The 25,396-nt window shown below is 62.3% G+C and carries 23 protein-coding genes; 14 read left to right on the forward strand and 9 right to left on the reverse strand.

What is annotated here, in order from left to right:
* The first annotated feature begins 25 nt into the window (after positions 1-25).
* The gene (locus MUM_RS0117940) at positions 26-1,123 is read left to right on the forward strand and encodes a DNA alkylation repair protein (protein WP_010172249.1); all 1,098 of its coding nucleotides are present in this window, start codon (positions 26-28) and stop codon (positions 1,121-1,123) included.
* A gap of 150 nt (positions 1,124-1,273) precedes the next feature.
* Positions 1,274-3,133 carry a DUF3857 domain-containing transglutaminase family protein gene (locus tag MUM_RS0117945; protein ID WP_010172251.1) on the forward strand — a complete coding sequence of 620 codons (1,860 nt, stop codon included), beginning with the start codon at positions 1,274-1,276 and terminating at the stop codon, positions 3,131-3,133.
* Here MUM_RS0117945 and MUM_RS0117950 read toward each other — a convergent pair.
* Complete coding sequence (locus MUM_RS0117950; RefSeq protein ID WP_010172253.1) at positions 3,130-4,020, reverse strand: LysR family transcriptional regulator; 891 nt, start codon at positions 4,018-4,020, stop codon at positions 3,130-3,132. The two genes, MUM_RS0117945 and MUM_RS0117950, sit on opposite strands and share 4 nt — an antisense overlap.
* A 130-nt stretch (positions 4,021-4,150) precedes the next feature.
* Here MUM_RS0117950 and MUM_RS0117955 point away from each other — a divergent pair, with 130 nt between their 5' ends.
* From MUM_RS0117955 to MUM_RS0117980, 6 genes are all read left to right on the forward strand, one after another.
* The gene (locus MUM_RS0117955; protein WP_010172256.1) at positions 4,151-5,794 is read left to right on the forward strand and encodes a GMC family oxidoreductase; all 1,644 of its coding nucleotides are present in this window, start codon (positions 4,151-4,153) and stop codon (positions 5,792-5,794) included.
* A 157-nt stretch (positions 5,795-5,951) separates the two neighbouring features.
* A complete protein-coding gene (locus tag MUM_RS0117960; protein ID WP_010172258.1) occupies positions 5,952-7,574 on the forward strand; it encodes an MFS transporter in 1,623 nt (540 codons plus the stop codon).
* A gap of 132 nt (positions 7,575-7,706) precedes the next feature.
* A complete protein-coding gene (locus MUM_RS0117965; protein ID WP_010172260.1) occupies positions 7,707-9,656 on the forward strand; it encodes a DNA topoisomerase III in 1,950 nt (649 codons plus the stop codon).
* A 134-nt stretch (positions 9,657-9,790) separates the two neighbouring features.
* A complete protein-coding gene (locus tag MUM_RS0117970; protein ID WP_010172262.1) occupies positions 9,791-10,231 on the forward strand; it encodes a CBS domain-containing protein in 441 nt (146 codons plus the stop codon).
* Between the two features lie 14 nt (positions 10,232-10,245).
* Positions 10,246-11,094 carry an NAD-dependent protein deacetylase gene (locus MUM_RS0117975; protein WP_010172264.1) on the forward strand — a complete coding sequence of 283 codons (849 nt, stop codon included), beginning with the start codon at positions 10,246-10,248 and terminating at the stop codon, positions 11,092-11,094.
* A gap of 622 nt (positions 11,095-11,716) precedes the next feature.
* Positions 11,717-12,046, forward strand: a complete 330-nt coding sequence (locus MUM_RS0117980; RefSeq protein WP_003211618.1) for a hypothetical protein — start codon at positions 11,717-11,719, stop codon at positions 12,044-12,046.
* Between the two features lie 63 nt (positions 12,047-12,109).
* On the opposite strand, the gene MUM_RS0117985 is transcribed toward MUM_RS0117980, so the two are convergent.
* Entirely contained in the window at positions 12,110-13,018 is a 909-nt protein-coding gene (locus MUM_RS0117985) for a LysR family transcriptional regulator (protein WP_029615981.1), read from the reverse strand.
* Between the two features lie 133 nt (positions 13,019-13,151).
* Between MUM_RS0117985 and MUM_RS0117990 the strand changes: the two genes are divergently transcribed.
* Genes MUM_RS0117990 through MUM_RS0118000 form a run of 3 tightly spaced genes read left to right on the forward strand, consistent with a single transcriptional unit; the run spans position 13,152 to position 15,734 of the window.
* Positions 13,152-13,850: a CoA transferase subunit A gene (locus MUM_RS0117990; RefSeq protein ID WP_008435892.1), complete on the forward strand. Its 699-nt coding sequence runs from the start codon at positions 13,152-13,154 to the stop codon at positions 13,848-13,850.
* A 31-nt stretch (positions 13,851-13,881) separates the two neighbouring features.
* Positions 13,882-14,541 (forward strand): CoA transferase subunit B, encoded by a 660-nt coding sequence (locus MUM_RS0117995; protein WP_010172271.1) that lies wholly within the window; start codon positions 13,882-13,884, stop codon positions 14,539-14,541.
* 11 nt (positions 14,542-14,552) lie between these two features.
* The gene (locus MUM_RS0118000) at positions 14,553-15,734 is read left to right on the forward strand and encodes an acetyl-CoA C-acetyltransferase (RefSeq protein ID WP_010172273.1); all 1,182 of its coding nucleotides are present in this window, start codon (positions 14,553-14,555) and stop codon (positions 15,732-15,734) included.
* A gap of 178 nt (positions 15,735-15,912) precedes the next feature.
* Here MUM_RS0118000 and MUM_RS0118005 read toward each other — a convergent pair whose 3' ends face one another.
* Positions 15,913-16,332 (reverse strand): PaaI family thioesterase, encoded by a 420-nt coding sequence (locus tag MUM_RS0118005; protein WP_010172275.1) that lies wholly within the window; start codon positions 16,330-16,332, stop codon positions 15,913-15,915.
* Positions 16,333-16,424: 92 nt separating this feature from the next.
* On the reverse strand, positions 16,425-17,510 hold the full coding sequence (locus tag MUM_RS0118010; RefSeq protein WP_010172276.1) for a DUF1615 domain-containing protein: 1,086 nt from the start codon (positions 17,508-17,510) through the stop codon (positions 16,425-16,427).
* Positions 17,511-17,656: 146 nt separating this feature from the next.
* Between MUM_RS0118010 and MUM_RS0118015 the strand changes: the two genes are divergently transcribed.
* Positions 17,657-18,271, forward strand: coding sequence for a LysE family translocator (locus MUM_RS0118015; protein WP_010172279.1), 615 nt, complete (start codon positions 17,657-17,659; stop codon positions 18,269-18,271).
* A 126-nt stretch (positions 18,272-18,397) separates the two neighbouring features.
* Here the strand turns inward: MUM_RS0118015 and hemB are convergent, their stop codons facing one another.
* The 3 genes from hemB to MUM_RS0118030 form a co-directional block, all read right to left on the reverse strand.
* Complete coding sequence (gene hemB, locus MUM_RS0118020) at positions 18,398-19,372, reverse strand: porphobilinogen synthase (RefSeq protein ID WP_010172281.1); 975 nt, start codon at positions 19,370-19,372, stop codon at positions 18,398-18,400.
* A gap of 122 nt (positions 19,373-19,494) precedes the next feature.
* The gene (locus tag MUM_RS0118025) at positions 19,495-20,337 is read right to left on the reverse strand and encodes a PhzF family phenazine biosynthesis protein (protein ID WP_010172282.1); all 843 of its coding nucleotides are present in this window, start codon (positions 20,335-20,337) and stop codon (positions 19,495-19,497) included.
* An 8-nt stretch (positions 20,338-20,345) separates the two neighbouring features.
* Complete coding sequence (locus tag MUM_RS0118030; RefSeq protein ID WP_010172284.1) at positions 20,346-21,044, reverse strand: glutathione S-transferase N-terminal domain-containing protein; 699 nt, start codon at positions 21,042-21,044, stop codon at positions 20,346-20,348.
* A 242-nt stretch (positions 21,045-21,286) separates the two neighbouring features.
* Between MUM_RS0118030 and MUM_RS0118035 the strand changes: the two genes are divergently transcribed.
* Both MUM_RS0118035 and MUM_RS0118040 read left to right on the forward strand, forming a co-directional pair.
* Positions 21,287-21,988: a hypothetical protein gene (locus MUM_RS0118035; RefSeq protein ID WP_010172287.1), complete on the forward strand. Its 702-nt coding sequence runs from the start codon at positions 21,287-21,289 to the stop codon at positions 21,986-21,988.
* A gap of 50 nt (positions 21,989-22,038) precedes the next feature.
* The gene (locus tag MUM_RS0118040; protein WP_010172290.1) at positions 22,039-23,094 is read left to right on the forward strand and encodes a permease; all 1,056 of its coding nucleotides are present in this window, start codon (positions 22,039-22,041) and stop codon (positions 23,092-23,094) included.
* A 117-nt stretch (positions 23,095-23,211) separates the two neighbouring features.
* On the opposite strand, the gene mnmH is transcribed toward MUM_RS0118040, so the two are convergent.
* Both mnmH and selD read right to left on the reverse strand, forming a co-directional pair.
* Positions 23,212-24,315, reverse strand: a complete 1,104-nt coding sequence (gene mnmH / locus MUM_RS0118045; protein WP_010172293.1) for a tRNA 2-selenouridine(34) synthase MnmH — start codon at positions 24,313-24,315, stop codon at positions 23,212-23,214.
* Positions 24,315-25,349: a selenide, water dikinase SelD gene (gene selD, locus MUM_RS0118050; protein ID WP_010172296.1), complete on the reverse strand. Its 1,035-nt coding sequence runs from the start codon at positions 25,347-25,349 to the stop codon at positions 24,315-24,317. The genes mnmH and selD overlap by 1 nt, the downstream gene beginning before the upstream one ends.
* Positions 25,350-25,396: the final 47 nt, after the last annotated feature.

The following is a 25,396-nucleotide window of genomic DNA, read 5'->3' on the forward strand; positions in this document are numbered from 1 at the left end:
TCTCTGGCTACCCGCGGACTTGCCCATGACCGACCAAAGCGCCCCGGCCCTGAAGGAAATCTTCAACGCCGAACGCCTGCAGCACATCGCCACTGAAATGACGGCGGTGTACCCGGCGTTCGACGCCAAGGGTTTCCTCAAGCACGCCAAGGCCGGGTTGGCGGACCTGTCGGTGATGCAGCGCATGGCTCGGGTCAGCGAAAGCCTGCACGCCGTGATCCCGCTGGATTACCCCCAGACGCTGAAGTTGCTGTATGCCCTGGCACCCCGGCTGAACAGCGCCTTTGTCAGCCTGTTCCTGCCCCACTACGTTGCCAGCTACGGCGGCGAAGACTTCAAGCGCTCCATGGCCGCGCTCAAGTACTTCACCACCTTCGGCTCTGCCGAGTTTGCCGTGCGGCATTTTCTGCAGCGGGATTTCAAGCGCACCCTGGCGGTGATGCAAGAGTGGTCGCAGGATGACAACGAGCACGTTCGCCGCCTCGCCAGCGAAGGCTCACGACCACGGTTGCCCTGGTCGTTTCGCCTGGCCAGCGTGCAGGCCGACCCGAGCCTGTGCGCGTCGATCCTCGACAACCTCAAGGCGGACAGCAGCCTGTACGTGCGCAAATCGGTGGCCAACCACCTCAACGACATCACCAAGGACCACCCGGATTGGGTACTGAGCCTGATCGAAGGCTGGTCCCTGGAGAATCCCCACACCGCGTGGATCGCCCGTCACGCGCTGCGCAGCCTGATCAAGCAAGGCAATACCCGGGCGCTGACAATCATGGGGGCGGGAGCCAGGGCCGAGGTGAAGATCCATCAGCTCAAGGTCGAGCCTGCGGTGATTAGTCTCGGGGAGCGGATCAACCTGTCTTTCAGTCTGGAATCCACGGCCGACACGTCGCAGAAACTGGTGGTCGACTACGCCATCGACTACGTAAAAAGCGCCGGTCACAGCGCGTCGAAAGTGTTCAAGCTCAAGGCGTTTACCCTCGGCGCGGGTGAACATCACTCGATTAGCCGTGGCCAACATATCCGTGAACTGACCACGCGCAAGCACTATCCCGGCAAGCACGCGGTGCACGTGTTGGTGAATGGGGAGCGGTTGGGCAGTGTCGAGTTTGAACTCGCCAAATAATCCTTAAAACGTTAACGAAGGCTCTATTTCGGACCTTTCAGACGAATTAATTGTCGGACAATGCTGGAAATTCGTATTGCGATCAATTATCATCTGGCGCCTTCTCGGTACCCGTTGGGTACTTGTGTCAATGTTCCACCTGAGGCGCCCATGCACCGTTTTTCGTTTTACCGTCCCCTGATCTGCATCAGCTGGGGGCTTGCCAGCCACAGCGCGTTTGCCGCCCTGCAACCGATGGCCGAAGCGCCGTTGGCCAGCGACACCGAGCTGCATTGCCACTTCAATCGCGACGCCAGCGTCGACTGCACCACCCGCTTCCACTACACCATCCTCAAGCCCAGCGGCCGGGAAATGCTCTCGCGGATCGACTTCAGCTACCAGGAAGAGGACGGCTTCGAGCTGATCAAGGCCGAGTCCACCCAGCCTGGTGGCAAACCGGTGCCCCTGGACGCGACGCAGATCGACACCCGCACCGCCCCCAACCCTGACCAGGGTTTCTCCCGGGAAAAACAGACCTCGCTGGCGTTCCCCAACCTGCGGGTCGGCACGCAAATCCGCTACACAGTGCGCGAACACCACCCCGCCAAACCGCTGATGACCGAGTTCTACTACGCCTTGCAGTTCGGCCCCAACGCCGCACGGCGTGACCGCTTCAAGGCACGGTTCACCGCCGAGCGGCCCATCGAGTGGCGCAGCGATTTGATGGAAGGTTTCAGCATTACGCCATCCGCCAATCGCAAGACCCTGGACGTGGTGCAAAAGGCCCCGACCTACCTCAGCTACATCAACGAATCTGGCAACGCCTACATACGCCGCGCCCCGCGCATTGAAGTCGGCAGTTCCCTGGACCGCCAGCAGTACTTCGGCGGTTTCGCCGAACGCTACAACCAGATCCTCGGCGCCAGCCTGCCGCCCCAGGGCGCCGCAGCCGTGGCCGCAGTTCGCGGCCTGCCGCCTGCGCAACAAGTGGCCGGCCTGATGCAGCACGTCAACGATCACTACCGTTACCTGGGCGACTGGCGCGCCTCGGATCGCGGCTATGTGCCCTTCAGCCTCGCGGAGATCGAGCAGCACGGCTATGGCGACTGCAAAGACCTTTCGACGTTGCTGGCCGCCATGCTCAAGGCCAGCGGAATCAAGGCCGAACCCGCGTGGGTCAGCCGGGGCGACGTGGCTTACCCGCTGCTGATTCCCGGCACCGGCGCACCGAACCACGCGATCGTTCGCGCCGAAGTCGATGGCCAGGTGTGGTGGCTGGACCCGACCAACCCGATCTTCGCCCCAGGACAGACCCTGCCCGACATCCAGGACCGCTGGGTGCTCGTGACCAACGCCCAGGGCCAGGTGCGTGAAGAACACATCCCGCTGCAACCCGCCGCCGCCACGCTAATCCTCGACAAGCAGGAACGCTTCGACGCCCATGGCACCGCCCGCGTCTCGGCCACCGTTGATTTTCGCGGCATGCCGCTGATGCAACTGAGCGTCGCCGACCGCCAGCAAGGTGCGACCGCCAGCGACCAGAACATCTGCGATAACTTCGGCAAACAGATCACCGACTGCCAGGTCGAGCGCCCTGCCACGGCCTTTTTGATCCCGGCCAGCTACAAGGTCAGCGCCACCCTGACCGACATGCGGCCGCTGGAGCCGCTGGGCAACGACCACGTCTACAACGATGCGGTGCTGCAAGAGAAATGGGACGGGCTGCTCAACTACCGCCGCAATGGGCAATTGGCCGACTTGTATATAGGCAATCCCGAGACGCTGGATTACACCATCACCCTGTCGGGTGGGCAGATCGACAAGGACATCAAGGCCTGCCAGGTACGCTCGCCGTGGTACGACCTGGACCTGACGGGTGAACGCGTAAAGGGCGACTGGCGTTATCACTACGTCCTGACGCAGAAGATACGCTGGCTGACCCACGATGAAATTGTCAGCGCGCCGTTTGAAAAGATGATCAATGAAATCCGTGCCTGTGGGGAGCAGGTGCATCAGGTGGTGAAGCTCTAACCCTCACCCAACAAAACCCCCTGCTCCCGCGCGCACAGTTCCACCAGGTAATCCCACAACACCCGCAACCTTACCGACTTGTGCAACTCGCGGCGGGAGCTGATCCAGTAGCTGCGCTGGATGCTCTCCCCCGGCAGCAGCGGCACCAGGTCCGGGTCGCTGGCGGCCATGAAGCAGGGCAACACGGCAATCCCCAATCCCGAACGCGCCGCCTGGTGCTGCGCGATCACGCTGGTGCTGTGGAACACCACCTTGGGGTTGCGGCAAAAGCTGCTGAGAAATTTCAGTTCCTGGCTGAACAGCAAATCGTCGACGTAATCGATCCAGGCGTGCACCGCCAGATCCTCGCGCTTTTCAATCGGCGGCGTGCGGTCCAGGTAGCTGCGGCTGGCGTAGAGCGCCAGGCGGTAGTCGGTGAGTTTGCGGGTCACCAGTTGGTCGACGCTGGGGCGTTCCAGGTGGATGCTGATTTCTGCTTCGCGGTTGAGGATGCTGACAAACCGTGGCACCGCCAGCAGCTCCACCTCCAGGCCCGGGTAGCGCTCGAACAGGCCACCCATGCGGCTGGCAAGGAACATCACGCCCAAACCCTCGGCCACACCCAGGCGAATCTTGCCCAGGGGCGCAGCCGAATGGGTCAGTTCTTCTTCGGCCAGCAGCGCCACGTTTTCCATGGCTTCGGCATGCTTGAGCAGCGCTTCGCCCGAGGGGGTGAGTTCGTAGCCCTGGGCGTGCTGCACGAACAGCGCGGTGCCCAGGCTTTTCTCGATGGCCTCGATGTGCCGGGCCACGGTGGCGTGGGTGGTTTTCAGGCGTTGCGCGGCCGTGAGCAAGCGTCCGCTACGCTGTAACTCAAGAAAGAACCGCAGGTCATTCCAGTCGAACATGTCGCCTCCGCTCTCCACCTTGAAAGCATCGCTGTCTAAAAACGCACAGCAGCTGGGTAAAAACTAACATTTTTAAGACGAAAACTAACAACTAGGATGGAGCCAATAAGAAAAACAAGCGAGACCTCAGATGCCCATTGCAGCTGCTGAATACGATTACGTGGTAGTAGGCGCCGGCCCCGCAGGCTGCCTGCTGGCCAATCGACTGTCCGCCAACCCTGCCCATCGCGTGCTGCTGCTTGAAGCCGGCGGTCGCGATAACTATCCCTGGATCCATATTCCCGTCGGCTACCTGTTCTGCATCGGCAACCCGCGCACCGACTGGTGCTTCAAGACCGAAGCCCAGGAAGGCCTGCAAGGCCGTGCCCTGAGCTACCCGCGTGGCAAGGTGCTGGGCGGTTGCTCATCGATCAACGGCATGATCTACATGCGCGGCCAGGCCCGGGACTACGACGGCTGGGCCGAAGACAATCCCGGCTGGGCCTGGAAGGACGTGCTGCCGCTGTTCAAGCAAAGCGAAAACCATTTTGCCGGCGCCTCGGAATTTCACAGTGACGGCGGTGAGTGGCGGGTTGAGCAGCAGCGCCTGCACTGGCCGATCCTCGATGCGTTTCGCGATGCGGCGCAGCAGAGCGGCATCGACAGCATCAGTGACTTCAACCAGGGCGATAACGAAGGCTGCGGCTATTTCCAGGTCAACCAGAAATCCGGAGTGCGCTGGAACGCGGCCAAGGCGTTTCTCAAGCCGGTCCGCCAGCGACCCAACCTGACGGTGATGACTGACGTTGAAGTCGACCGCGTGCTGCTGGAGAACGGCCGCGCCACGTCGGTGGTTGCTCGCCAGCACGGCCAACCCGTCACCTGGCGGGCACGCAAGGAAATCATCCTGTGCGCCGGCGCCGTGGGTTCACCCGGCATCCTGCAACGCTCCGGCATCGGCCCTTCCAGCGTGCTCAAACCGTTGGGCATCGATGTGCTGCACGAGTTGCCCGGCGTCGGCGGCAACCTGCAGGATCACCTGCAACTGCGCCTGATCTACAAGCTGGAAAACGCGCGCACCCTTAACCAGATCGCCGGTACGGTATGGGGCAAGATGGGCATGGGCCTGCGTTATCTGTACGACCGCAGCGGCCCGCTGTCCATGGCGCCCAGCCAGTTGGGCGCGTTTGCCCGCTCCGGGCCGGAGCAGACGTCGGCCAACCTCGAATACCACGTGCAACCGCTGTCCCTGGAGCGCTTTGGCGAGCCGCTGCACGGGTTCCCGGCCTTCACCGCCTCGGTGTGTGACCTGCGCCCGCAAAGCCGCGGCCGCATCGACATTCGCTCGGCCAACCCGGCAGACGCGCCGCTGATTCGCCCCAACTACCTCAGCCATCCGGAAGACCTGCGCGTCGCCGCCGACGCCATCCGCCTGACCCGGCGCATCGTCTCGGCCCCGGCCCTGAAGCAGTTCAACCCGGTGGAATACCTGCCCGGCGCCGAACTGCAAACCGACGAACAGCTGCAAGAGGCCGCTGCCCGCATTGGCACCACGATTTTCCATCCGGTGGGCACCTGCCGCATGGGCACCGACCAAGACGCCGTGGTCGACGCTCAACTGCGGGTGCACGGCGTTCCCGGCCTGCGCATCGCCGACGCGTCGGTCATGCCCCGCATCACTTCAGGCAACACCTGCTCGCCCACGCTGATGATCGCGGAAAAAGCCGCGCAGCTAATCCTTTCGCCGAACACAAGGAGCCTCGCCCCGGAGAAAGAACTGACTTTACCGGCTTGACCTGTAGGAGCCTGGCTTGCCGGCGATGGCATTTTCAAGTGTTGTGCACAGCTTGAGAGCGCCATCGCCGGCAAGCCGGCTCCTACAGGGGAACAGCGGCGCCGATTCGGCGCCGACAGTGGAACAACAATAAATAATCACTGTGAGGGCTACCCAAATGTCAGAACACGCTCAACCCCTGGACCCGGCGCTCGGCGCACGCTCGAGCAACGACACACAGAAAGTCATCTTCGCCTCCTCCCTCGGGACGGTGTTCGAATGGTATGACTTCTTCCTCTACGGCGCCCTCGCGGCGGTGATCAGCAAGCAGTTCTTTGCCGGGGTCAACGACACCACGGCGTTTATCTTCGCCCTCATGGCCTTCGCCGCCGGTTTTGTGGTGCGCCCGTTCGGTGCGCTGGTGTTCGGTCGGCTGGGTGACATGATCGGACGCAAGTACACGTTCCTCGCCACCATCATCCTGATGGGCCTGGCCACGTTCTGCGTGGGCCTGCTGCCAACCTACTCAAGCATCGGCATCGCCGCCCCGATCATCCTCGTGGCGCTGCGCATGCTCCAGGGCCTGGCGCTGGGCGGTGAGTACGGCGGCGCAGCCACCTACGTGGCCGAGCACGCCCCGGCGGGCAAACGGGGCTTTCACACCAGCTGGATTCAATCCACCGCGACCCTCGGCCTGCTGCTGTCGTTGCTGGTGGTGCTGGCGTGCCGTTACTTCACCGGAGACCAATTCGAAGTGTGGGGCTGGCGCCTGCCGTTCCTGCTGTCGATCGTGCTGCTGGGCATCTCCACCTGGATCCGCCTGAGCCTGCACGAGTCGCCGGCGTTCCTGAAAATGAAAGAGGAAGGCAAGGCCAGCAAGGCGCCGATCCGCGAGTCCTTCGGCAAATGGGAAAACCTCAAGATCGTGCTGATTGCGCTGTTCAGCATCAACGCCGGGCAAGCGGTGACGTTCTATGCCGCGCAGTTTTATGTGCTGTTCTTCCTCACACAGTTTTTGAAGATGGACCCGGCCCTGGCCAACATGCTGCTGATCATCAGCGTGGTGATCGGTGCGCCGTTCTTTATCTTCTTCGGCTGGCTCTCGGACAAGCTGGGGCGCAAGCCGGTGTTGATGGTCGGCCTGCTGCTGGCCACCGCGTTGTACTTCCCGATCTTCAAGGGCCTGGCGCACTACACCAACCCGGCGATGGACCACGCGAGCCGCCAGTCGCCGATCACCGTGCTGGCCGACCCGGCCACCTGCACCTTCCAGTTCGACCCGGTGGGCAAGGCGCGTTTTGACAGCCCGTGCGACAAGGTCAAGACCTTCCTGGTGAAACAGGGCCTGCCGTACGAAAGCGCCGCCGCCCCGGCTGGCAGCGCGGTGCAGGTGAGCGTAGGTGATGTGCGTATCGACGGTTACGACGAAGCTGCCCTGAAAGGCGCCGTGACCCTGGCGGGCTATCCGCAGTCGGCTGACGTGGCGCAGGTCAACAAAACCATGGTGGTGGTGCTGATCGTGGCACTGATCCTGATCGCCGCCATGTGCTACGGCCCGCTGGCGGCGCTGATGGTGGAACTGTTCCCGACACGCATCCGCTACACCTCGTTGTCGCTGCCGTACCACATCGGGAATGGCTGGTTCGGTGGCTTCCTGCCAACCGTGTCATTTGCGCTGGTGGTGTACACCGGGGATATCTTCTATGGCCTGTGGTACCCGGTGGTGATCACCGGGGTGAGCCTGATCGTGGGGCTGATTTGCCTGAAAGAGACCAAGAACGTCGATATCGACAATAACTGAGTCTGCCGTCGCTGCCGGTCGCCCGACCGGCAGCGCAACCTTTTGCTGTACATCCATACAGATAAAGGTTGATCAATTCCCTTCTGTTGCGCATCCTGCTCCCCATTCAATTACGTAGCGAATGTGGTGACCATGCGGCTGTTCCTCTGTGAAAAACCGTCCCAGGCCAAGGATATCGCCGCCGTGCTCGGCGCGACCCGGCGTGGCGACGGTTGCTGGCTGGGTGCAGGCGTTACCGTGACCTGGTGCATCGGTCACCTGCTGGAAACCGCCCCGCCCGACAGCTACGACGCCAAGTACAAGCGCTGGGTGCTGGCTGACCTGCCGATCATCCCCGAGAAGTGGAAGATGCTGGTCAAACCCAAGACCGCCAGCCAGTTCAAGGCGGTCAAGCGCCTGCTGGGGGAAGCCCAGGAACTGGTGATCGCCACGGATGCCGACCGTGAAGGCGAGATGATCGCCCGGGAGCTGGTGGAGCATTGCCGTTATCGCGGTCCTATCCAGCGGCTGTGGCTCTCGGCACTCGATGACTCGTCGATCCGCAAGGCCCTGGCCTCGTTGAAGCCCGGCACCGAAACCTTCAGCCTCTACCATTCGGCCCTCGGCCGTTCCCGCGCAGACTGGTTGATCGGGATGAACATGAGCCGGCTGTTTACCCTGCTGGGTCGTCAATCCGGTTATCAGGGGGTGTTGCCGGTCGGCCGGGTGCAAACCCCGACCCTGCGCCTGGTGGTCGACCGCGACCGCAGCATTGCCGACTTCGTACCCATCGCGTATTGGGCCATCGATGTGGACCTGCTCCACGACAACATCACCTTTACCGCGCAGTGGCGCGCCACCGACGATGCCTGTGACGACCAGGGCCGTTGCCTGAATCCGCAGCTCGCCCGGGACGCAGCCGACGCCATGGGCAATGCCGCCAGTGCGCGGCTGGTGAAGCTGCGCACCGAACGGATGCGCGACGTCGCGCCCCTGCCCTTCGACCTCGGCACCTTGCAGGAAATCTGTTCGAAAAAACTCGGCCTCGGCGCCCAGGAAACCCTGGATATTGCCCAGTCGCTGTACGAAACCCACAAGGTCATCACTTACCCGCGCAGCGATTGCGGCTACCTGCCTCTGAGCCAGCACGGCGACGCGCCGAACATTCTCGCGGCGCTGGGTCGCGCCGACCCGGCAGTCAACGCGTTGATGCCGCACATGGACCCTACGCGTCGCTCCCGGGCCTGGAACGACGCCAAGGTCAGCGCTCACCACGGCATCATCCCCACCGGCGCGGGCAAGGACCTCGGGCAACTGACGGGGAAGCATCGCGCCGTGTACACCCTGATTCGCGCCCGCTACCTCGCGCAGTTCCTGCCCAACCACGAATACGACCGCACCCAGGCAGACTTCGACTGCGCCGGTGAAGCCTTGCGGGCTGTCGGTAAGGTCATCGTCGAGCCCGGTTGGAAACGCGCCTTGCCGGAAGCGCTGGCGCCGGCCAAGGGCCGCGAAGCGCCTGCACCGCAGTCCTTGCCGAAACTGGTGCAGGGCCAGGACTACGCCGTGGCCAAGGTCAACCTCAAGGACCTGTGGACCCAGCCGCCCAAGCCCTTCACTGAGGGTGACCTGATCAAGGCAATGAAAAACGTCGCCAAACTGGTGGAAGACCCGCTGCTCAAGCAAAAACTCAAGGACACCACCGGGATCGGCACCGAAGCCACCCGGGCCGGGATCATCCAGGGCCTGCTGGATCGCGGTTACCTGGTGAAAAACGGCAAGGCGCTGTCGGCAACCCCTGCCGCGTTCAGCCTGATCGATGCGGTACCACGGGCAATCGCCGATCCCGGCACCACGGCTATCTGGGAACAGGCGCTGGACATGGTGCAAAGCGGTGAGATGAGCCTGGAAGAGTTCGTCGCCAAACAGGCGGCGTGGATGAGCAAACAGGTCACCCGCTGCACCGGCATGCGCCTGACCATCAGCGGCCCCGCCAGCCCGGCAGGACGGGGAGCCACACCGTGGAAAAACAAGCGCAAGCCGGCCAAGCGTAAGACCGCCGCCAGCCCGAAACGCGCGGCAAAACCGGCAAACAAGGGGTGACAGGCAGTAAAAGTCGCGACAATGACGTTTTTCGAGCAGATATACGCCGCTTTGGACCTTGCCCTGCCGTGAGCCGTCTAGGATTCTGTAGGGACTGCTAACCTCCCAACAATAACAACACCGGAGTGGCCTCCATGAAAACCGTTGCCCAAGTGTTAAAGTCCAAAGACCAGCAAAACCAGCAAGTCCATACCATCCCCCACGACCATACGGTGTTCGAGGCGCTTATCGTGATGGCGTCGAAAAACGTCGGGGCCCTGCCGGTGCTCCAGGACGGGAAGGTAGTGGGCATCATCAGCGAACGAGACTACGCCCGTAAGGTCATCCTCCATGGATTGTCCTCGGTGGCAACCAAAGCCCACGAGATCATGAATTCACCGGTAATCACCGTCGACACTCACCAAACTGTCGAGACCTGCATGACTATCATGACTGACCGACATCTGCGGCACCTGCCTGTGGTGGAGAACGGCGAGCTGCTTGGCTTGCTGTCCATCGGCGACCTGGTCAAGGAAGCCATTGCCGAACAGGCCGACCTGATCAAACAGCTGGAGCAGTACATTCGCGGCGAATAATCATTGGGGACCCCATGCTCGATACCCTGCAACATCCGGTCGATGACCACCTCGACAGCCTGCACCGGGCCATGGCCGAACGGCGCTTCCTGGTGCTCACCGGTGCGGGTATCAGCACCTCGTCGGGCATTCCCGATTACCGCGACAGCGAAGGTGTGCGCCGGGGCAAGGCGCCGATGATGTACCAGGAGTTTCTGGCCACCCCGGAGGCCCGCCGCCGCTACTGGGCCCGGGCGATGCTCGGCTGGCCGAGGGTGCGTATCGCGCAGCCGAACGCCGCGCACATCGCCCTGGCTACCTTGCAGCAGCGCCAGCGCATTACCGGGCTGATCACGCAGAACGTCGACACCCTGCACGACCAGGCTGGCAGCCATGATGTGATCGAACTCCACGGCAGCCTGCACCGGGTGCTGTGCCTGGATTGCCAGCAAACCAGCGAGCGGGATCTGATCCAGCATCAAATGGAGACCGAAAATCCCTACCTGGCGGGAGTGGACGCGGTCCAGGCGCCAGACGGCGATACCTTGCTGGACCCGGCCTTTGAAGGGCGCTTTCAGGTGCCCCGCTGCCCGCACTGCGGCGGGCAACGGCTGAAGCCGGACGTGGTGTTTTTCGGCGAGAACGTCGCCCAGGGCACCGCAGCCAAGGCGATGGCGGCCGTGAACGACGCTGAAGGACTGTTGGTGGTGGGATCGTCGTTGATGGCTTATTCAGCGTTTCGCCTGTGCAAGGCGATGGTTGACCAGGGTAAACCGGTGATTGCCATCAACCTGGGCAAGACCCGGGGCGATGAGTTGCTGCAGCTGAAGATCGAAGCCTCCTGCGAGCGGTTGTTGCCTCTGCTGGTAGAACGCCTGGGCTAACACGCCCCCCCTGGTGAGAGGAGTTGTCTGTGGTGAGGGGGCTTGCCCCCCGTTGGAGTGCGCAGCGCTCCCGCTTTTCGTGGGGCCGCTGCCCAGCCCAACGGGGGACAAGCCCCCTCACCACAGCAAGCTCCCTCGCCACCAAAGAACCGCCAAACCCTCGACCAACCCGAACAAAAAATGACGCCCAAGTCACGGTTTCCGGCTTCAGCCCCGCCCTGCAAGGATTTATGTAGTGCTCAAAAATAATCACTACATAATCGTTGACGTAACCATTTTGTAATTGCATGATTCAAGCGTCTCCCGGATCGGGAGCGTTGGTAACAAGCGTTTTGAACAAGCTCGTCTGACCGCCGAGCTGTTTTTCCCGGATGTGCACTGCCCACAAGGCAGATTGATGAAGCTGACCGGCCCGAAAGGATCGGTACAAGGAGCTCAAACGCTGCTTGTCTTCGTTATGAAACCATTGCGTAGCAGGTCATCAGCAAGACTACATGCATCAGGTTCAAGACCCTGCCCGTATTCGGCAGACAGTCGCTGACGCCCGGTTTTCTGAGCCGGAGACAACTTAGTAGTTTTAACGGATCAACTAAAGATCGCCAACTGGTCAAGGGGCTTACACATGAATCTGAACAACCAACCAACTATCGATGAATTGGCTGAGATGTTCGCAGCGCAGAAAGACACGCTCGACGACCATATCCTCTGGATTGGTAAATCGGGCCAGGTCCATATTGACTGCCTGGCGCCCCACACCGTGGAAGAAGAGTTCGACAGGAATAACCGTGAACTGGCAGCGCGCCTGAAGATGTACCGCCGCGGCCAGGGTTATGTCGGCAAGAAAGCCGCCGCCGATCGCAACTTTATCGAGCAGGTCTTTCATACACTTAATACCGAGTGGCAGAACCTCAAAGGCCATTCGCAGGTTAAAGTGATCGACAGATACTGCTGATAACTACGCACTTATTACTTAAGCCTGCTCGCTTAAACGAGCAGGCTTTTTTATTGTCGGTCGTTATTGCAACAACGCCGGAAATCGCCCCTTCCCCGCTTCATCCCGAAAAATATCAAACATGGCCTGGGCCGCCGCCGAAAGTTCGTGCCCCGGCTTGGTCAATACACCAATCGGTCGTTCAATCACCGGTTCGCTCAACGTGATGCAGTGGGCGCCCGCCTCCTGCATTTGCCGCGCGCACAACGCCGGCACCGCACTCACACCCAACCCACTGGCGACCATCTTGCCCACCGTCGCCAATTGATGGCTCTCCAGCGCCACGGGCAGCTTCATGTCCCGTGCCTTGAGGTGTTCTTCCAGCATCACCCGCACCGTGGACGGTCGCTGCAACGTGATAAACGGTTGTTCGAGCAGGGTTTGCCAGTCTATATCAGACCGGCGCGCCAACGGCGAGTCACCGGGCACGACCGCCACAAAGCGGTCCACATACAGCGGCGTAAACGCCAGCGACGCGCTTTCCGAAGGCTCAAACGCCACGCCCAACTCCACCTGGCGATCCCGGACCATCTCCAGGACCTGTTCGTTGATCACGTCATTCACCGTGACATTCACATGGGGATAGCGCGCCCGGAAAATCTTCAGGATTGGCGGCAGCAAATTGCCCGCAAACGACGGCATTGCCGCCACCGTCACCCGCCCGCGCTGCAAGGTGAAACGCTGGCGCAACTCATCCTCGGCATTTTCCCAATCGGCGATCAGGCGCCGGGCCAGGGGCAACAGGGATTCGCCTTCGGGCGTCAGCGCGACATTGCGCGTATTGCGGCTGAACAAGCGCCCGCCAAGGCCCTCTTCCAGGCCTTTGATGGTCAGGCTCAAGGCCGACTGGGAAAGATGCAGGCGCTCACAGGCCGCCGCAAAACTGAGGGTCTGGGCCACGGCAAGAAAGGCGCGCATCTGTTTAACTGTCATGAAGCTTCTCCCAACGGCTGGCGACTGTGCTGTTTTTTAAATCAATCAACCTTAAAAAACAACTTAACAAATCAATCCGTCGGCGCAACACTCGGCTCATATGGCTGGCCCACAAACAATAAAAGAGGTGCATATGGCAGGTTTCGATAAACGCGTAGCGTCCTATGAAGAGGCGCTGGCAGGCCTGGAAGACGGCATGACGGTTCTGGCCGGTGGCTTTGGCTTGTGTGGCATCCCGGAAAACCTCATTGCCGAAATCAAGCGCAAAGGCACCCGCAACCTGACCGTGGTTTCCAACAACTGCGGCGTTGACGGCTTCGGCCTGGGCCTGTTGCTGGAAGGCAAGCAGATCAGCAAGGTCTTCGCCTCCTACGTCGGTGAGAACGCGCTGTTCGAGAAGCAACTGCTCAGCGGCGAAATCGAAGTGGTCCTCACCCCCCAAGGCACCCTCGCCGAAAAACTGCGCGCCGGCGGTGCCGGCATTCCGGCCTTCTTCACCGCCACCGGCGTGGGCACGCCCGTCGCCGAAGGCAAGGAAACCCGTGAATTCAACGGCCGCCCGTACCTGATGGAAGAGTCCATCACCGGTGACTTCGCCATCGTCAAAGGCTGGAAAGCCGACCACTTCGGCAACGTGATCTACCGCCACACCGCCCAGAACTTCAACCCGCTGGCGGCCACCGCCGGCAGGATCACCGTGGTCGAAGTCGAAGAAATCGTCGAACCGGGCGAGCTGGACCCGGCGCATATCCACACCCCAGGGATCTACGTCGACCGGATCATTTGCGGCACCTTCGAGAAGCGCATCGAACAGCGCACCCTCCGCAAATAATCCACCAGCCCAAATAATAAGGAGACAAGCAATGGCTCTTACCCGCGAACAAATGGCTCAACGCGTCGCCCGCGAAATGCAGGACGGTTTCTACGTCAACCTCGGTATCGGCATCCCGACCCTGGTGGCCAACTACATCCCCGAAGGCATGGAAGTGATGCTCCAGTCGGAAAACGGCCTGCTGGGCATGGGTCCGTTCCCGACGGAAGAAACCATCGACGCCGACATGATCAACGCCGGCAAACAGACCGTCACTGCACGCATTGGCGCATCGATTTTCTCCTCGGCCGAATCCTTCGCGATGATTCGTGGCGGCCACGTCGACCTGACCGTGCTCGGTGCCTTCGAAGTCGACGTGCAAGGCAACATCGCCTCGTGGATGATTCCCGGCAAGCTGGTCAAGGGCATGGGCGGCGCGATGGACCTGGTGGCCGGTGCCGAGAACATCATCGTGATCATGACCCACGCCTCCAAGGACGGTGAATCCAAGTTGCTCAGCCGCTGCAGCCTGCCGCTGACCGGCGCCAACTGCATCAAGCGCGTGCTGACGGACCTGGCCTACCTGGAAATCGAAGATGGCGCTTTTGTCCTCAAGGAACGCGCACCTGGCGTCAGTGTTGAAGAGATCGTCAGCAAGACAGCCGGTAAACTGATCGTCCCGGACCACGTTCCAGAAATGCACTTCCAGTGAGGACAGATTCCATGCAAGACGTCGTGATTGTTGCTGCCACCCGCACCGCCGTGGGCAGCTTTCAAGGTTCGCTGGCGAGCATCCCGGCCCCGGAGCTGGGCGCCGCAGTGATCCGTCGCCTGCTGGAGCAGACCGGCATCGACCCCGCGCTGGTGGATGAAGTGATCCTTGGCCAGGTGCTCACCGCAGGCAGCGGCCAGAACCCGGCCCGCCAGGCCTCGATCCTCGCCGGCCTGCCCCACGCCGTACCGGCCCTGACCCTGAACAAGGTCTGCGGCTCGGGCCTCAAGGCCCTGCACCTCGGCGCGCAAGCGATCCGTTGTGGCGACGCCGAGGTGATCATCGCCGGCGGCATGGAGAACATGAGCCTGGCACCGTACGTATTGCCGGCCGCCCGCACCGGCCTGCGCATGGGCCACGCCAAGATGATCGACAGCATGATCACCGATGGCCTGTGGGATGCGTTCAACGACTACCACATGGGCATCACCGCCGAGAACCTGGTGGACAAGTACGGCATCAGCCGTGAAGCCCAGGACGCCTTCGCCGCCGCCTCCCAGCAAAAAGCCACGGCGGCCATTGAAGCCGGGCGTTTCAGCGATGAGATCACGCCGATCCTGATTCCCCAGCGCAAGGGCGACCCGATTGCCTTCGCCGTGGACGAACAGCCACGCGCCGGCACCACCGCCGAAGCCCTGGCCAAGCTCAAGCCGGCCTTCAAGAAAGACGGCACCGTGACCGCTGGCAATGCGTCCAGCCTCAACGACGGCGCGGCTGCTGTGCTGCTGATGAGCGCGGATAAAGCCAAGGCCCTGGGCCTCCCGGTACTGGCACGCATCGCCAGCTACGCCAACGCCGGTGTCGACCCTGCAATCATGGGCATTGGCCCGGTATCGGCCACCCGCCGCTGCCTGGACAAAGCCGGCTGGAGCCTGGGCGACCTGGACCTGATCGAAGCCAACGAAGCCTTTGCCGCACAGTCACTGGCGGTGGGCAAAGAGCTGGAATGGGATGCAGCCAAGGTCAACGTCAATGGCGGCGCGATTGCCATCGGCCACCCGATTGGCGCGTCAGGCTGCCGCGTGCTGGTGACCCTGCTGCATGAAATGATCAAGCGTGACGCGAAGAAAGGCTTGGCCACCCTGTGCATCGGTGGTGGTCAGGGTGTAGCGCTAGCGCTTGAGCGCAGCTGATTTCCAAGAGCAACAGGGAGAAGGCCCGGCTGTGGCGAGGGGGCTTGTCCCCCGTTGGGCTGCGTAGCAGCCCCACTACATTGACCTTGGTGGTTCAGGTAGAACTTCATCGCGGGTTTTAGGGGCCGCTGCGCGGCCCAACGGGGGACAAGCCCCCTCGCCACAGGACTGCGATCGGTCAGTCCCGCGCCTGGGGCACCGCGAACACCGCGTTCGCGCGTACCACCACCTTCTCCCCCACCTGCACACTGACCGTGGCAAACGCCATCTGCCGCCCGCGCTTGTGATGCTCCAGCCGCACCTCGATCCATTCGCCCACCTGCACGGCGCCCAGGTAATCCAGGGTCATGCTCGCGGTAATCAATGGCAACGGCGGTTCGCTGGAAAATGCCATGGCGTAACCCATGCCCACATCCGCCAGGGTGGCCAACACGCCACCATGCACGGTGCCACGCCCGTTGGCGTGGCGGTTGTCGGCGCGCAGGCCGATCTCCAATTGCAGCCCTTCGCCCCGGCAGTAAACCGGCCCCAGCAAATCCAGCAATGGGCTGCTGCGACGCAGCGCGGTAAAACCTTCAGGGATGGCATGGGCGGTCATGGCGGAGTCTTCCTTGGGATCAAACGTCATGTGTAACTCACGCTCCCCCCCTCGGCCACCAAGATCAGAGCCGCAAATCCCTTACGATAAGCCTATCGCTTCATACAGCGCTGATAACGCTCATCCACGCGCTTGGCGAACCAGGCCGTGGTCAGGTTGCGGGTAATCTTCGGGCTTTTCAGCACGATGCCCGGCAGGATTGCCCGCGGCACCGGTTTGCCGGCGGCCTTGTCGGCCAGGGCAAACACACGCTGGTACAGGGTGGTGTCTTCAAAATCCAGGCGCTCGCCCTGCTCCAGCTGACTGCGGATGCTCGGGTTGCGCATGTCCAGTGCCTTGCCCAGGGAGCGTACTGCCAGTTCGGTGGTGCCTGGCAGGAACGAGCCGTAGTTGATCAGGTCACCGTCCAGCGCCAGCGTGGTGCCCGAGACCCGACTGACCGCTGCCTGGAATGCCGCATTACGGCTGGCGTACCAACCGGCGTTGAAGTCGGCGAAGCGGTACAGCATCTGGTCATAGTGCACCGGGTAGCCCAGCAAATGGGTGATGCCAAAGTACATGCCGCCTCGGCGGGTAAACACTTCCCGACGGATGCTGCCATCCACGGTGTAGGGATAATCCCGGGCCTGCTTCTGTGCAAAGTCGATGCTGACCTGCATCGGCCCGGCGGTATGCACCGGGTTGAAACCGCCAAACAAGGTATTGCCCAGCGGCACGACGCTGATGAAGTCGTCAAAGATCCCACTCAGGTCCCTCTCGGTACGCGCAGCACTCAGGCGCTCGGCGTAGGACTTGCCCGTGGGCGAGCGCAGTTGCAGCGCCGTGCGCACCAACACCGCCGGCACGTGGACTTTAGCGGCGCGGCGCAGGATTTCGTCCTGGGCGATCTTGCCCATGTTCGGCACCGGCGGGTCGACCTGATAGGTGGACTCCTGCTCGGTCACGGCCAGCACCGCGCAGATGTTTTCGGTGCCGGGGTAGATGTTCTGCGTGTTGAAGGCGGTGTAGATGTCCTGGGCCCAGCCGTTGCGGTCCGACACACTGGTGGGCATCAGCCGCACGATCTGCGCCTTCACCTCGGCTTCGCTGCGCTCGGGCAATTGCTCGGTGCGCTGGCTGGAGCAGCCAGCCAGCACCAGCAAGGTGGTGAGGCACAGGATCAGGCGGGATGAATGCATGGGGCTTCCTTGGGCGACGATGGGCCAGTCTTGGCAGATATCGACCGATAAGTCTAACCGGGGTTCGCCGACCTGCTGCACTCGCCAATAAATGCAGAACATGAAAGGATCAGGCACCCGTCGTTCCTACAAGGAGTTTGAATGCCATGCTCAGCCTGAACTTCCTCATCACCTGCCTGATCGTCGTGCTGATTCCGGGCACCGGCGTGATCTTCACCGTATCCACGGGCCTTACCGCCGGCAAGCGCGCCAGCGTATTCGCGGCGCTGGGCTGCACCGCAGGGATTGTCCCGCACTTGCTGGCCTCGGTACTTGGCCTGTCGGCCCTGCTACACACCAGCGCCTTGGCGTTCGAAGCCCTGAAGTATGCTGGCGCCGCCTACTTGCTGTACCTCGCCTACGCCACCTGGCGGGACCGATCGGCCTTTGCCATGAACGACACACCGACGATTTCCAGCGCCCGCAGCCTGATGGTACGGGGCCTGTTGCTGAATATCCTGAATCCCAAGCTGACGATCTTCTTCCTCGCGTTCCTGCCGCAGTTCGTCACCCCGGGCGCAAGCGCACCGGCCTTGCAAATGCTGTTGCTGAGCAGTGTGTTCATGGCAATGACGTTTGCGGTGTTTGTGATTTATGGCCTGCTGGCCAACGTGTTCCGCCGTGCGGTGATCGAGTCGCCACGCGTACAGAACTGGCTGCGCCGCAGTTTTGCGGCGACGTTTGCGGGGTTGGGGCTGAACCTGGCGTTTGCACAGCGGTAAGTCACCGGGCAGCAGATATCGGCTTTTTGTGGCGAGGGAGCTTGCTCCCGCTGGGGCGCGAAGCGGCCCTGAAAAAGGGGCCTGCTGCGCAGTCCAGCGGGAGCAAGCTCCCTCGCCACAGGTTACTCAGATCCCGGCCAGTGCCAGGTCCATCGCAAAGTAGGTGAAGATCAGGTCCGCACCGGCGCGCTTGATCGAACCCAGGGTTTCCCGGACCACGCGGGCTTCATCGATGGCGCCCGCCTGGGCACCGAATTTGATCATCGCGTACTCACCGCTCACCTGGTACGCCGCCACCGGCAAGCGCGAGGCTTCGCGGATGTCGCGGATGATGTCCAGGTACGCGCCCGCCGGCTTGACCATCAGCGCGTCCGCGCCTTCCTGCTCATCCAGCAACGATTCACGCACCGCTTCGCGGCGGTTCATCGGGTTCATCTGGTAGCTCTTGCGGTCGCCCTTGAGCGCGCTGCCGCCAGCTTCGCGGAACGGGCCATAGAGGGCCGAGGCGAATTTGGTCGAGTAGGCCATGATCGGAATATGGCTGAAACCTGCTTCATCCAAAGCCCGACGGATGGCCTGGACCTGCCCGTCCATCGCGGCGGACGGCGCGATCACATCGGCACCGGCACGGGCGGCGGCCACGGCTTGTTTGCCAAGGTTGACCAGGGTGCGGTCGTTGTCGACCTCGGCGCCGTGCATCACGCCGCAATGACCGTGGTCGGTGTATTCGCAGAAGCAGGTGTCGGACATCACGATCATCTCCGGCACCGCGTCCTTGATGATCGAGGACATGCGCGACACCAGGCCGCGTTCTTGCCAGGTGTCGCTGCCCGAGGCGTCCAGGTGGTGGGACACGCCGAAGGTCATCACCGACTTGATCCCGGCGTTGGCATAGCGTTCGATCTCGCCGGCCAGCTTCGACTCGGGAATGCGCTGCACCCCGGGCATGCTGGTGATCGGCACGAAGTCGTCGATTTCTTCTTCAACGAAGATCGGCAGCACCAGGTCATTGAGGGTGAATTCGGTTTCCTGGAACAGGCCACGCAACTCCGGGGAGCGGCGCAGGCGGCGTGGACGGGCTTCGGGGAACTGGCTGGACATTGATGCTCCTGAAAAAGGCAGGCCAAAAATCGTTGGGGCGAAAGCTTATGCCTCGTGCACCGCCGAGCACAAACGCCAAGTGCGGAACAGTTTATTGCAGGCCCGGTAACAATTGCATTGATCTAGAGCTGTAGTCGCCCTTCAATGCACAGCGCCACTGCGCCGCCGATCCAGATTTCCTCGCCGCTGCGCTCCACGCGGATGCGCCCGGCGCGGCCCATGGCGGTGCCCTGACTGACCACATAGCGGCTGGGCACCAGGCCTTCGCCCAGCAGCCACTGGGCGACGCCGGCATTCAGGCTGCCGGTGGCCGGGTCCTCCGGCGCACCGTCGCCTGCAATAAAGGCACGCACTTCAAATTGCGCCTCGTCACCGTCCCGCGCGGGGTCCCACGGCGCGATCACGCCCACGGCCAACCCCAGCAATTGCGAGTAGTCCGGACGCAGCGCCAGTACCTGTTCCCGGTCCGCCAGCATCACCGCCAGCCAACCCGCACCGTTATCCACCCACTGGCTACGCAAAATCGCTCCGGGTTCAAGGCCCAACCCCCGCCGCACGCGCTCAAGCAACTCGACCTCGAGCGGGCCGGAGCGCAGCAGAGGTGGCGCGATAAACGCCAGCTCATCGCCCTGGCGGCGGATGCGCACCAGGCCAATTTCACACTCCTGGATGATCTCCTCGCCAGCGGGCTGCCCACCGGCCTGCAGCCAGGCATGGCAACTGCCGAGGGTTGGATGGCCGGCAAACGGCAGTTCCTGCAGGGTGGTGAAAATCCTTACGCGATAATCGGCCCGTGGATCACGAGGCTTGAGCAAGAACGTGGTTTCGCTGAGGTTGGTCCACTTGGCGAAATCCGCCATTTGCTGGTCACTCAGGCTGTCGGCGCCCAGCACCACGGCCAACGGGTTGCCCTTGAGGGCCACGCTGCTGAAAACGTCCAGCTGTTTGAAGTCGAAGGAAGGCATGCGGGTCCTTATGCAGGGATGTTCAAGCCACGGATCACCGCTGGCCGGGCGACGAACCCGTCCAGTGCCCGCAGTACGTTCGGGAAGTCGGTAATGCCCACCAGGTCGCCGGACTCATAGAAGCCAATCAGGTTGCGAACCCACGGGAAGGTAGCAATGTCGGCGATGCTGTATTCGTCGCCCATGATCCAGGTGCGGCCCAGCAGGCGTTTCTCCAGTACCTCCAACAGGCGGCGCGACTCGGCCACGTAGCGGTCACGCGGACGTTTATCCTCGTAGGCCGCACCGGCGAACTTGTTGAAGAACCCCACCTGGCCGAACATCGGCCCGATACCGGCCATCTGGAACATCAGCCACTGGATCGTCTCATAGCGCATGGCCGGGTCTTCGGGCAGCAACTCGCCACTCTTCTCGGCGAGGTAAATCAGAATCGCCCCCGACTCGAACAACCCCAGTGCCTGGCCGCCCGGGCCATTGGGGTCGATGATCGCCGGGATCTTGTTGTTGGGGTTCAGCGACAGGAATTCGGCGGAGAGCTGGTCCTGGGTCTCGAAGCTGACCTTGTGTGCCTCGTAGGGCAGCCCCAGCTCCTCCAGCATGATCGACACCTTGACCCCGTTGGGCGTCGGTAACGAGTAGAGCTGCAGGCGCTCGGGATGCCGGGCCGGCCATTTGGCGGTGATGGGGAAGTCGGAAAGTGAGTTCATCGTGAAACTCCTGATAAGCGCCTTGAAACAGGCCCTGATAAAAACCCTGATAGTAGTGGCTCGATGCGCGTCCTGCATCCGTCTTAAATCCGCAACATCAGCCGGTTAATCTCCTGCAAACGGCAAGGATGCCGCCCCATCACCCCTGAGAAACGAACCAAACTGCCTGGGCGCACTCTTAGAAAGCGCCCGATGGCTGGGCTTGTTCGCCCTGATTCCCCGCACCGAGACTTAGAACCATCATGACTATCAAGCCTCTGTGCCTTGCGAAACGCCTTAAACGCTACGCCTACATCATGCTGCCGGTATTGCTGGTAGGCACCGCTGTCGGCCTTACCCTCGAATCCAGAATCAGCCGCGCCCAACAGGTCGACGGCGTGCAAACCCTGGTCTTCCTGCGCCACGCCGAAAAACCCGTCGGAGGCCTCGGCCAGCTCAACTGCCAGGGCCTGAACCGCGCGATGAACCTGGCCACCGTCCTGCCCGAAAAATTCGGCAAGGCCAATTTCGTGTTCGCGCCCAACCCGACCCGCAATGTCGAGGAAGGCGAGAAAGACAACTCCTACAGTTATATCCGCCCCTTGATGACCATCAGCCCCAGCGCCATCAAACTCGGGTTGCCGGTGAACATCAAATTCTCGGCCAATGACACCAGTGCCCTCGCGGACGAGTTGGTGGAAGACAAGTACCACAACGCCGTCATCTACACCGCCTGGTCCCACGGCTACCTGCCGGACCTGATCAACAAGGTGGCGAGTGAGGCCGTCGGCGAAAAACACGTCATTACCGACGATTGGTCCGGCAACGATTTCGATACCTTGTACGTGCTGACGCTCACCTGGCACAACGGCAAGGCCAGCCTGCTCAGCCGTAACTACAAGCAAGGCCTGGATAACGGCCAGCAGACGTGCCCGGATGCAACACAGGTCAGTGCGGAGATCTGAGTTCCACAGCGTATGATGCGGCGCTATTGACTCACCTGCGGATCATCCACATGTCCAACCTCGCCTCCTCCCAGCCCGCCCGGGGCTGGTCCTTCTGGTGGAAACCAGCCCTGTTCCTGCTGGTGGCCTGTATCGGCCTCTACTACGTGAAATGGTCGCCCTACTACGCCAAGGCGTTTATCGCGGCGGATAACCACAGTATCGGCGCCTCGATTCTCAACGATCAGCAAAGCTCACCGCTGGCTGCCGCGCTGGCCTATGCCCAGGTGTATTTCCTGGCGATCTGGAAAGCCGCCGTGCTGGCGGTCATCCTCGGCTCATTGCTGCAGGTCCTGATCCCGCGGGACTGGCTGCTGCGTCTGTTTGGCCGCGCCGGGCTGGGCTCCACCCTGCGTGGAGGCCTGTTCGCCTTGCCGGGGATGATGTGCAGTTGCTGCGCCGCACCGGTGGCCGCCGGTATGCGTCGGCAAAACGTGTCGGTCGGCGCGGCGCTGGCGTTTTGGATCGCCAACCCGGTGCTGAACCCGGCGACACTGGTGTTCATGGGCTTCGTGCTGGGCTGGGGCTTTACCGCGTTGCGGCTGGTGGCCGGTGTCGTGCTGGTGGTGGGCGTGTCGCTGGTGGCGCAGCGCATCGCGCGGCCAGAGCAAGTGCCGGAAGCCGCGCTGGACGCCGTGGCCCAAGCCAGCCAGAGCGAGACCGAACCGTTCCTGAGCCGCTGGCTGCGCACCTTGTGGCAGCTGTTCTGGAGCACGATTCCGGTGTACATCCTGGCGGTGCTGGTCCTGGGCGCGGCGAGGGTCTGGCTGTTTCCCCACGTTGACGGCGCGATGGCCAACAGCCTGGTGTGGCTGGTGCCACTGGCGATAGTCGGCACGCTGTTTGTGATCCCGACCGCCGCCGAAATCCCCATTGTGCAAACCATGATGACCCTCGGCATGGGCACCGGCCCGGCGGTGGCCTTGCTGATGACCCTGCCGAGCGTGAGCCTGCCGTCGCTGCTGATGCTGCGCAAGGATTTCGATGCGCGGGTGCTGGTGACCGTGGCCGGCCTGACCATGCTGATGGGCGTGGTGTGCGGGCTGATCGGGGCGCTTATCCTGTAGTTTTGGGTGAGGTTGAGGGCCTCTTCGCGAGCAAGCCCACTCCCACATTCTGACCGTATTCCTACAGGATAAACGCGGTCTGCTGTGGGAGCGCGAAGGGGCCGGAAAACCAACCCATTACTCCCGCCGAGCAGCCCTCTCACGCAGGTACTCAAGTACTGCGCCCTGCTCCCCGGCAAACTCGATACGCGCCCCTTTGCTCTCCCGCTGGAACGCATACATCGGGTCGTAATACTCACGCAACAGCCCTTCGATCCAACCTCGATGCAAATCCACCGCACCGCTGCGGGCCTGTTCCGCCAGGGCGTCCTGCATGATCGCGTGCAACCGCGCAAACCGCTCACCGCCCAGGCGCTTGTGGATATTGCCCAGGCTCTGGGTCAGGCGCTCGGCAAACACGTCTTGGCCGGCGTCGCCAAATACGGCGATGAATTCGGCGCAGAGGTCCACCACGTAATCCTGCAGGATACGCTCCACACGGCCTTCAACGCTGTCTTCCAGCCAGACCATCGGGAAGCCCTGCATGCCCTTGTGCAAGGGCAATGGCAGCGCACAACTGCCGATCATGCGGCTCTCATCCTCGACCACGAACTGTTCGACACCGGCGGCACGTTTTTTCAGCAGGTCCACCGCCAGGCGGTTTTCGAAGTCGATGTTGGAGGGTTGCGCGGTAGCGCGTTTGCCAAAGCTGGAACCGCGGTGATTGGCGTGGCCTTCCAGGTCCAGGGCGTTGCTCAATTGGCCAAGCACTTCGGTCTTGCCGGTGCCGGTCATGCCGCCCAGCAACACGAAGTCGCACTGAGCGGTGGCCTTTTCAACGGTATCGAGCAGGAAGGTTCGCATGGCCTTGTAGCCACCCCCCACCCGCGGGTAGTCGATACCCGCCTCGGTTTTCAGCCATTGCTGGACGATCTGCGAGCGCAGCCCGCCGCGAAAGCAGTACAGCACCCCGTCAGGATTGGCCCGGGCAAAGCGTGCCCAGTGCTCGATACGTTCGGCCTTGATCGCCCCCGACACCAGCTCGTGGCCAAGGACGATCGCCGCTTGCTGGCCCTGCTGCTTGTAACAGGTGCCCACTCGTTGGCGCTCATCGTCGGTCATCAACGGCAAGTTGATCACGCCGGGAAAGGCGCCCTTGATGAATTCGACCGGCGCCCGGGTATCCATCATCGGCCGGTCGTTGAGAAAGATGTCGCGGTAATCGGTGATGTCGACAGGCATCAGAACACCTCTACCGCGTTGGTCTGTCGCTCAACCAGCTCGCCGATCGGCTCAAGGTTCAGGCCCAGTTCCGCCGCCACGGCGAGGAATTCCGCATTGCCTTCGGCGGTGACCGCCACCAGCAGGCCGCCGCTGGTCTGCGGGTCGCACAGCACGCGCTTGTGCAGTTCGTTCAGGCGCCCCAGCTTGCTGGCGTAGCTGTCGAAGTTGCGCAAGGTACCGCCGGGTACGCAGCCCTGCTCCAGGTAGTACTCCACCCCGGGCAGGCGTGGGACTTTTTCGTATTCGATGCGGGCGGTCAGATGGCTGCCGTCGGCCATTTCCACCAGGTGGCCCAACAGGCCGAAACCGGTGACATCGGTCATGGCCGTGACACCGGCCAGCTTGCCAAAACGGCTGCCGGGCTTGTTGAGGGTGCACATCCAGTCACGGGCCAGGCCCACATCCGCCTCGCGCAGCTTGCCCTTCTTTTCAGCGGTGGTGAGGATGCCGATACCCAGGGGTTTGGTCAGGTACAGCTGGCAGCCGGCGGTGGCGGTATCGTTGCGCTTCATGTGGCGCTTCTCCACCAGCCCGGTGACGGCCAGGCCGAAGATCGGCTCGGGGGCGTCGATGGAGTGACCGCCGGCCAGGGGAATCCCGGCAGCATCACACACCGAGCGACCGCCGCGGATCACTTCCCGGGCAATCTCCGGGGCCAGCACATTGACCGGCCAGCCGAGAATGGCGATGGCCATCAACGGGTCGCCACCCATGGCGTAGATATCGCTGATGGCGTTGGTGGCGGCAATGCGGCCGAAGTCGAAGGGATCATCGACAATCGGCATGAAAAAATCGGTGGTGGAAACCACACCGCGCTCGTCGTCGATGGCATACACGGCGGCGTCATCGCGCGACGCGTTGCCTACCCACAGCTTGGGGTCGAGGTTCTGTGCGCCACTGCCGGCGAGGATCACTTCCAGCACCTGAGGTGAGATCTTGCAACCGCAACCAGCACCATGGCTGTACTGGGTCAGGCGAATCGGCTCGTTCATGGGTGTCCCTCAAGGCGTCAAGTGGCGGGAGTCTAACAGACAGCAAA

The sequence above is a fragment of the Pseudomonas sp. PAMC 25886 genome, assembly GCF_000242655.1.
Taxonomy (GTDB): Bacteria; Pseudomonadota; Gammaproteobacteria; order Pseudomonadales; family Pseudomonadaceae; genus Aquipseudomonas.

What these genes read in the sequence shown, in the direction of transcription:
- MUM_RS0117940 (WP_010172249.1), top strand. Translation starts at nt 26, where the DNA reads ATGACCGACCAAAGCGCCCCGGCCCTGAAGGAAATCTTCAACGCCGAA.
- MUM_RS0117945 (WP_010172251.1), top strand. Translation starts at nt 1,274, where the DNA reads ATGCACCGTTTTTCGTTTTACCGTCCCCTGATCTGCATCAGCTGGGGG.
- MUM_RS0117950 (WP_010172253.1), bottom strand. Translation starts at nt 4,020, where the DNA reads ATGTTCGACTGGAATGACCTGCGGTTCTTTCTTGAGTTACAGCGTAGC.
- MUM_RS0117955 (WP_010172256.1), top strand. Translation starts at nt 4,151, where the DNA reads ATGCCCATTGCAGCTGCTGAATACGATTACGTGGTAGTAGGCGCCGGC.
- MUM_RS0117960 (WP_010172258.1), top strand. Translation starts at nt 5,952, where the DNA reads ATGTCAGAACACGCTCAACCCCTGGACCCGGCGCTCGGCGCACGCTCG.
- MUM_RS0117965 (WP_010172260.1), top strand. Translation starts at nt 7,707, where the DNA reads ATGCGGCTGTTCCTCTGTGAAAAACCGTCCCAGGCCAAGGATATCGCC.
- MUM_RS0117970 (WP_010172262.1), top strand. Translation starts at nt 9,791, where the DNA reads ATGAAAACCGTTGCCCAAGTGTTAAAGTCCAAAGACCAGCAAAACCAG.
- MUM_RS0117975 (WP_010172264.1), top strand. Translation starts at nt 10,246, where the DNA reads ATGCTCGATACCCTGCAACATCCGGTCGATGACCACCTCGACAGCCTG.
- MUM_RS0117980 (WP_003211618.1), top strand. Translation starts at nt 11,717, where the DNA reads ATGAATCTGAACAACCAACCAACTATCGATGAATTGGCTGAGATGTTC.
- MUM_RS0117985 (WP_029615981.1), bottom strand. Translation starts at nt 13,018, where the DNA reads ATGACAGTTAAACAGATGCGCGCCTTTCTTGCCGTGGCCCAGACCCTC.
- MUM_RS0117990 (WP_008435892.1), top strand. Translation starts at nt 13,152, where the DNA reads ATGGCAGGTTTCGATAAACGCGTAGCGTCCTATGAAGAGGCGCTGGCA.
- MUM_RS0117995 (WP_010172271.1), top strand. Translation starts at nt 13,882, where the DNA reads ATGGCTCTTACCCGCGAACAAATGGCTCAACGCGTCGCCCGCGAAATG.
- MUM_RS0118000 (WP_010172273.1), top strand. Translation starts at nt 14,553, where the DNA reads ATGCAAGACGTCGTGATTGTTGCTGCCACCCGCACCGCCGTGGGCAGC.
- MUM_RS0118005 (WP_010172275.1), bottom strand. Translation starts at nt 16,332, where the DNA reads ATGACCGCCCATGCCATCCCTGAAGGTTTTACCGCGCTGCGTCGCAGC.
- MUM_RS0118010 (WP_010172276.1), bottom strand. Translation starts at nt 17,510, where the DNA reads ATGCATTCATCCCGCCTGATCCTGTGCCTCACCACCTTGCTGGTGCTG.
- MUM_RS0118015 (WP_010172279.1), top strand. Translation starts at nt 17,657, where the DNA reads ATGCTCAGCCTGAACTTCCTCATCACCTGCCTGATCGTCGTGCTGATT.
- hemB (WP_010172281.1), bottom strand. Translation starts at nt 19,372, where the DNA reads ATGTCCAGCCAGTTCCCCGAAGCCCGTCCACGCCGCCTGCGCCGCTCC.
- MUM_RS0118025 (WP_010172282.1), bottom strand. Translation starts at nt 20,337, where the DNA reads ATGCCTTCCTTCGACTTCAAACAGCTGGACGTTTTCAGCAGCGTGGCC.
- MUM_RS0118030 (WP_010172284.1), bottom strand. Translation starts at nt 21,044, where the DNA reads ATGAACTCACTTTCCGACTTCCCCATCACCGCCAAATGGCCGGCCCGG.
- MUM_RS0118035 (WP_010172287.1), top strand. Translation starts at nt 21,287, where the DNA reads ATGACTATCAAGCCTCTGTGCCTTGCGAAACGCCTTAAACGCTACGCC.
- MUM_RS0118040 (WP_010172290.1), top strand. Translation starts at nt 22,039, where the DNA reads ATGTCCAACCTCGCCTCCTCCCAGCCCGCCCGGGGCTGGTCCTTCTGG.
- mnmH (WP_010172293.1), bottom strand. Translation starts at nt 24,315, where the DNA reads ATGCCTGTCGACATCACCGATTACCGCGACATCTTTCTCAACGACCGG.
- selD (WP_010172296.1), bottom strand. Translation starts at nt 25,349, where the DNA reads ATGAACGAGCCGATTCGCCTGACCCAGTACAGCCATGGTGCTGGTTGC.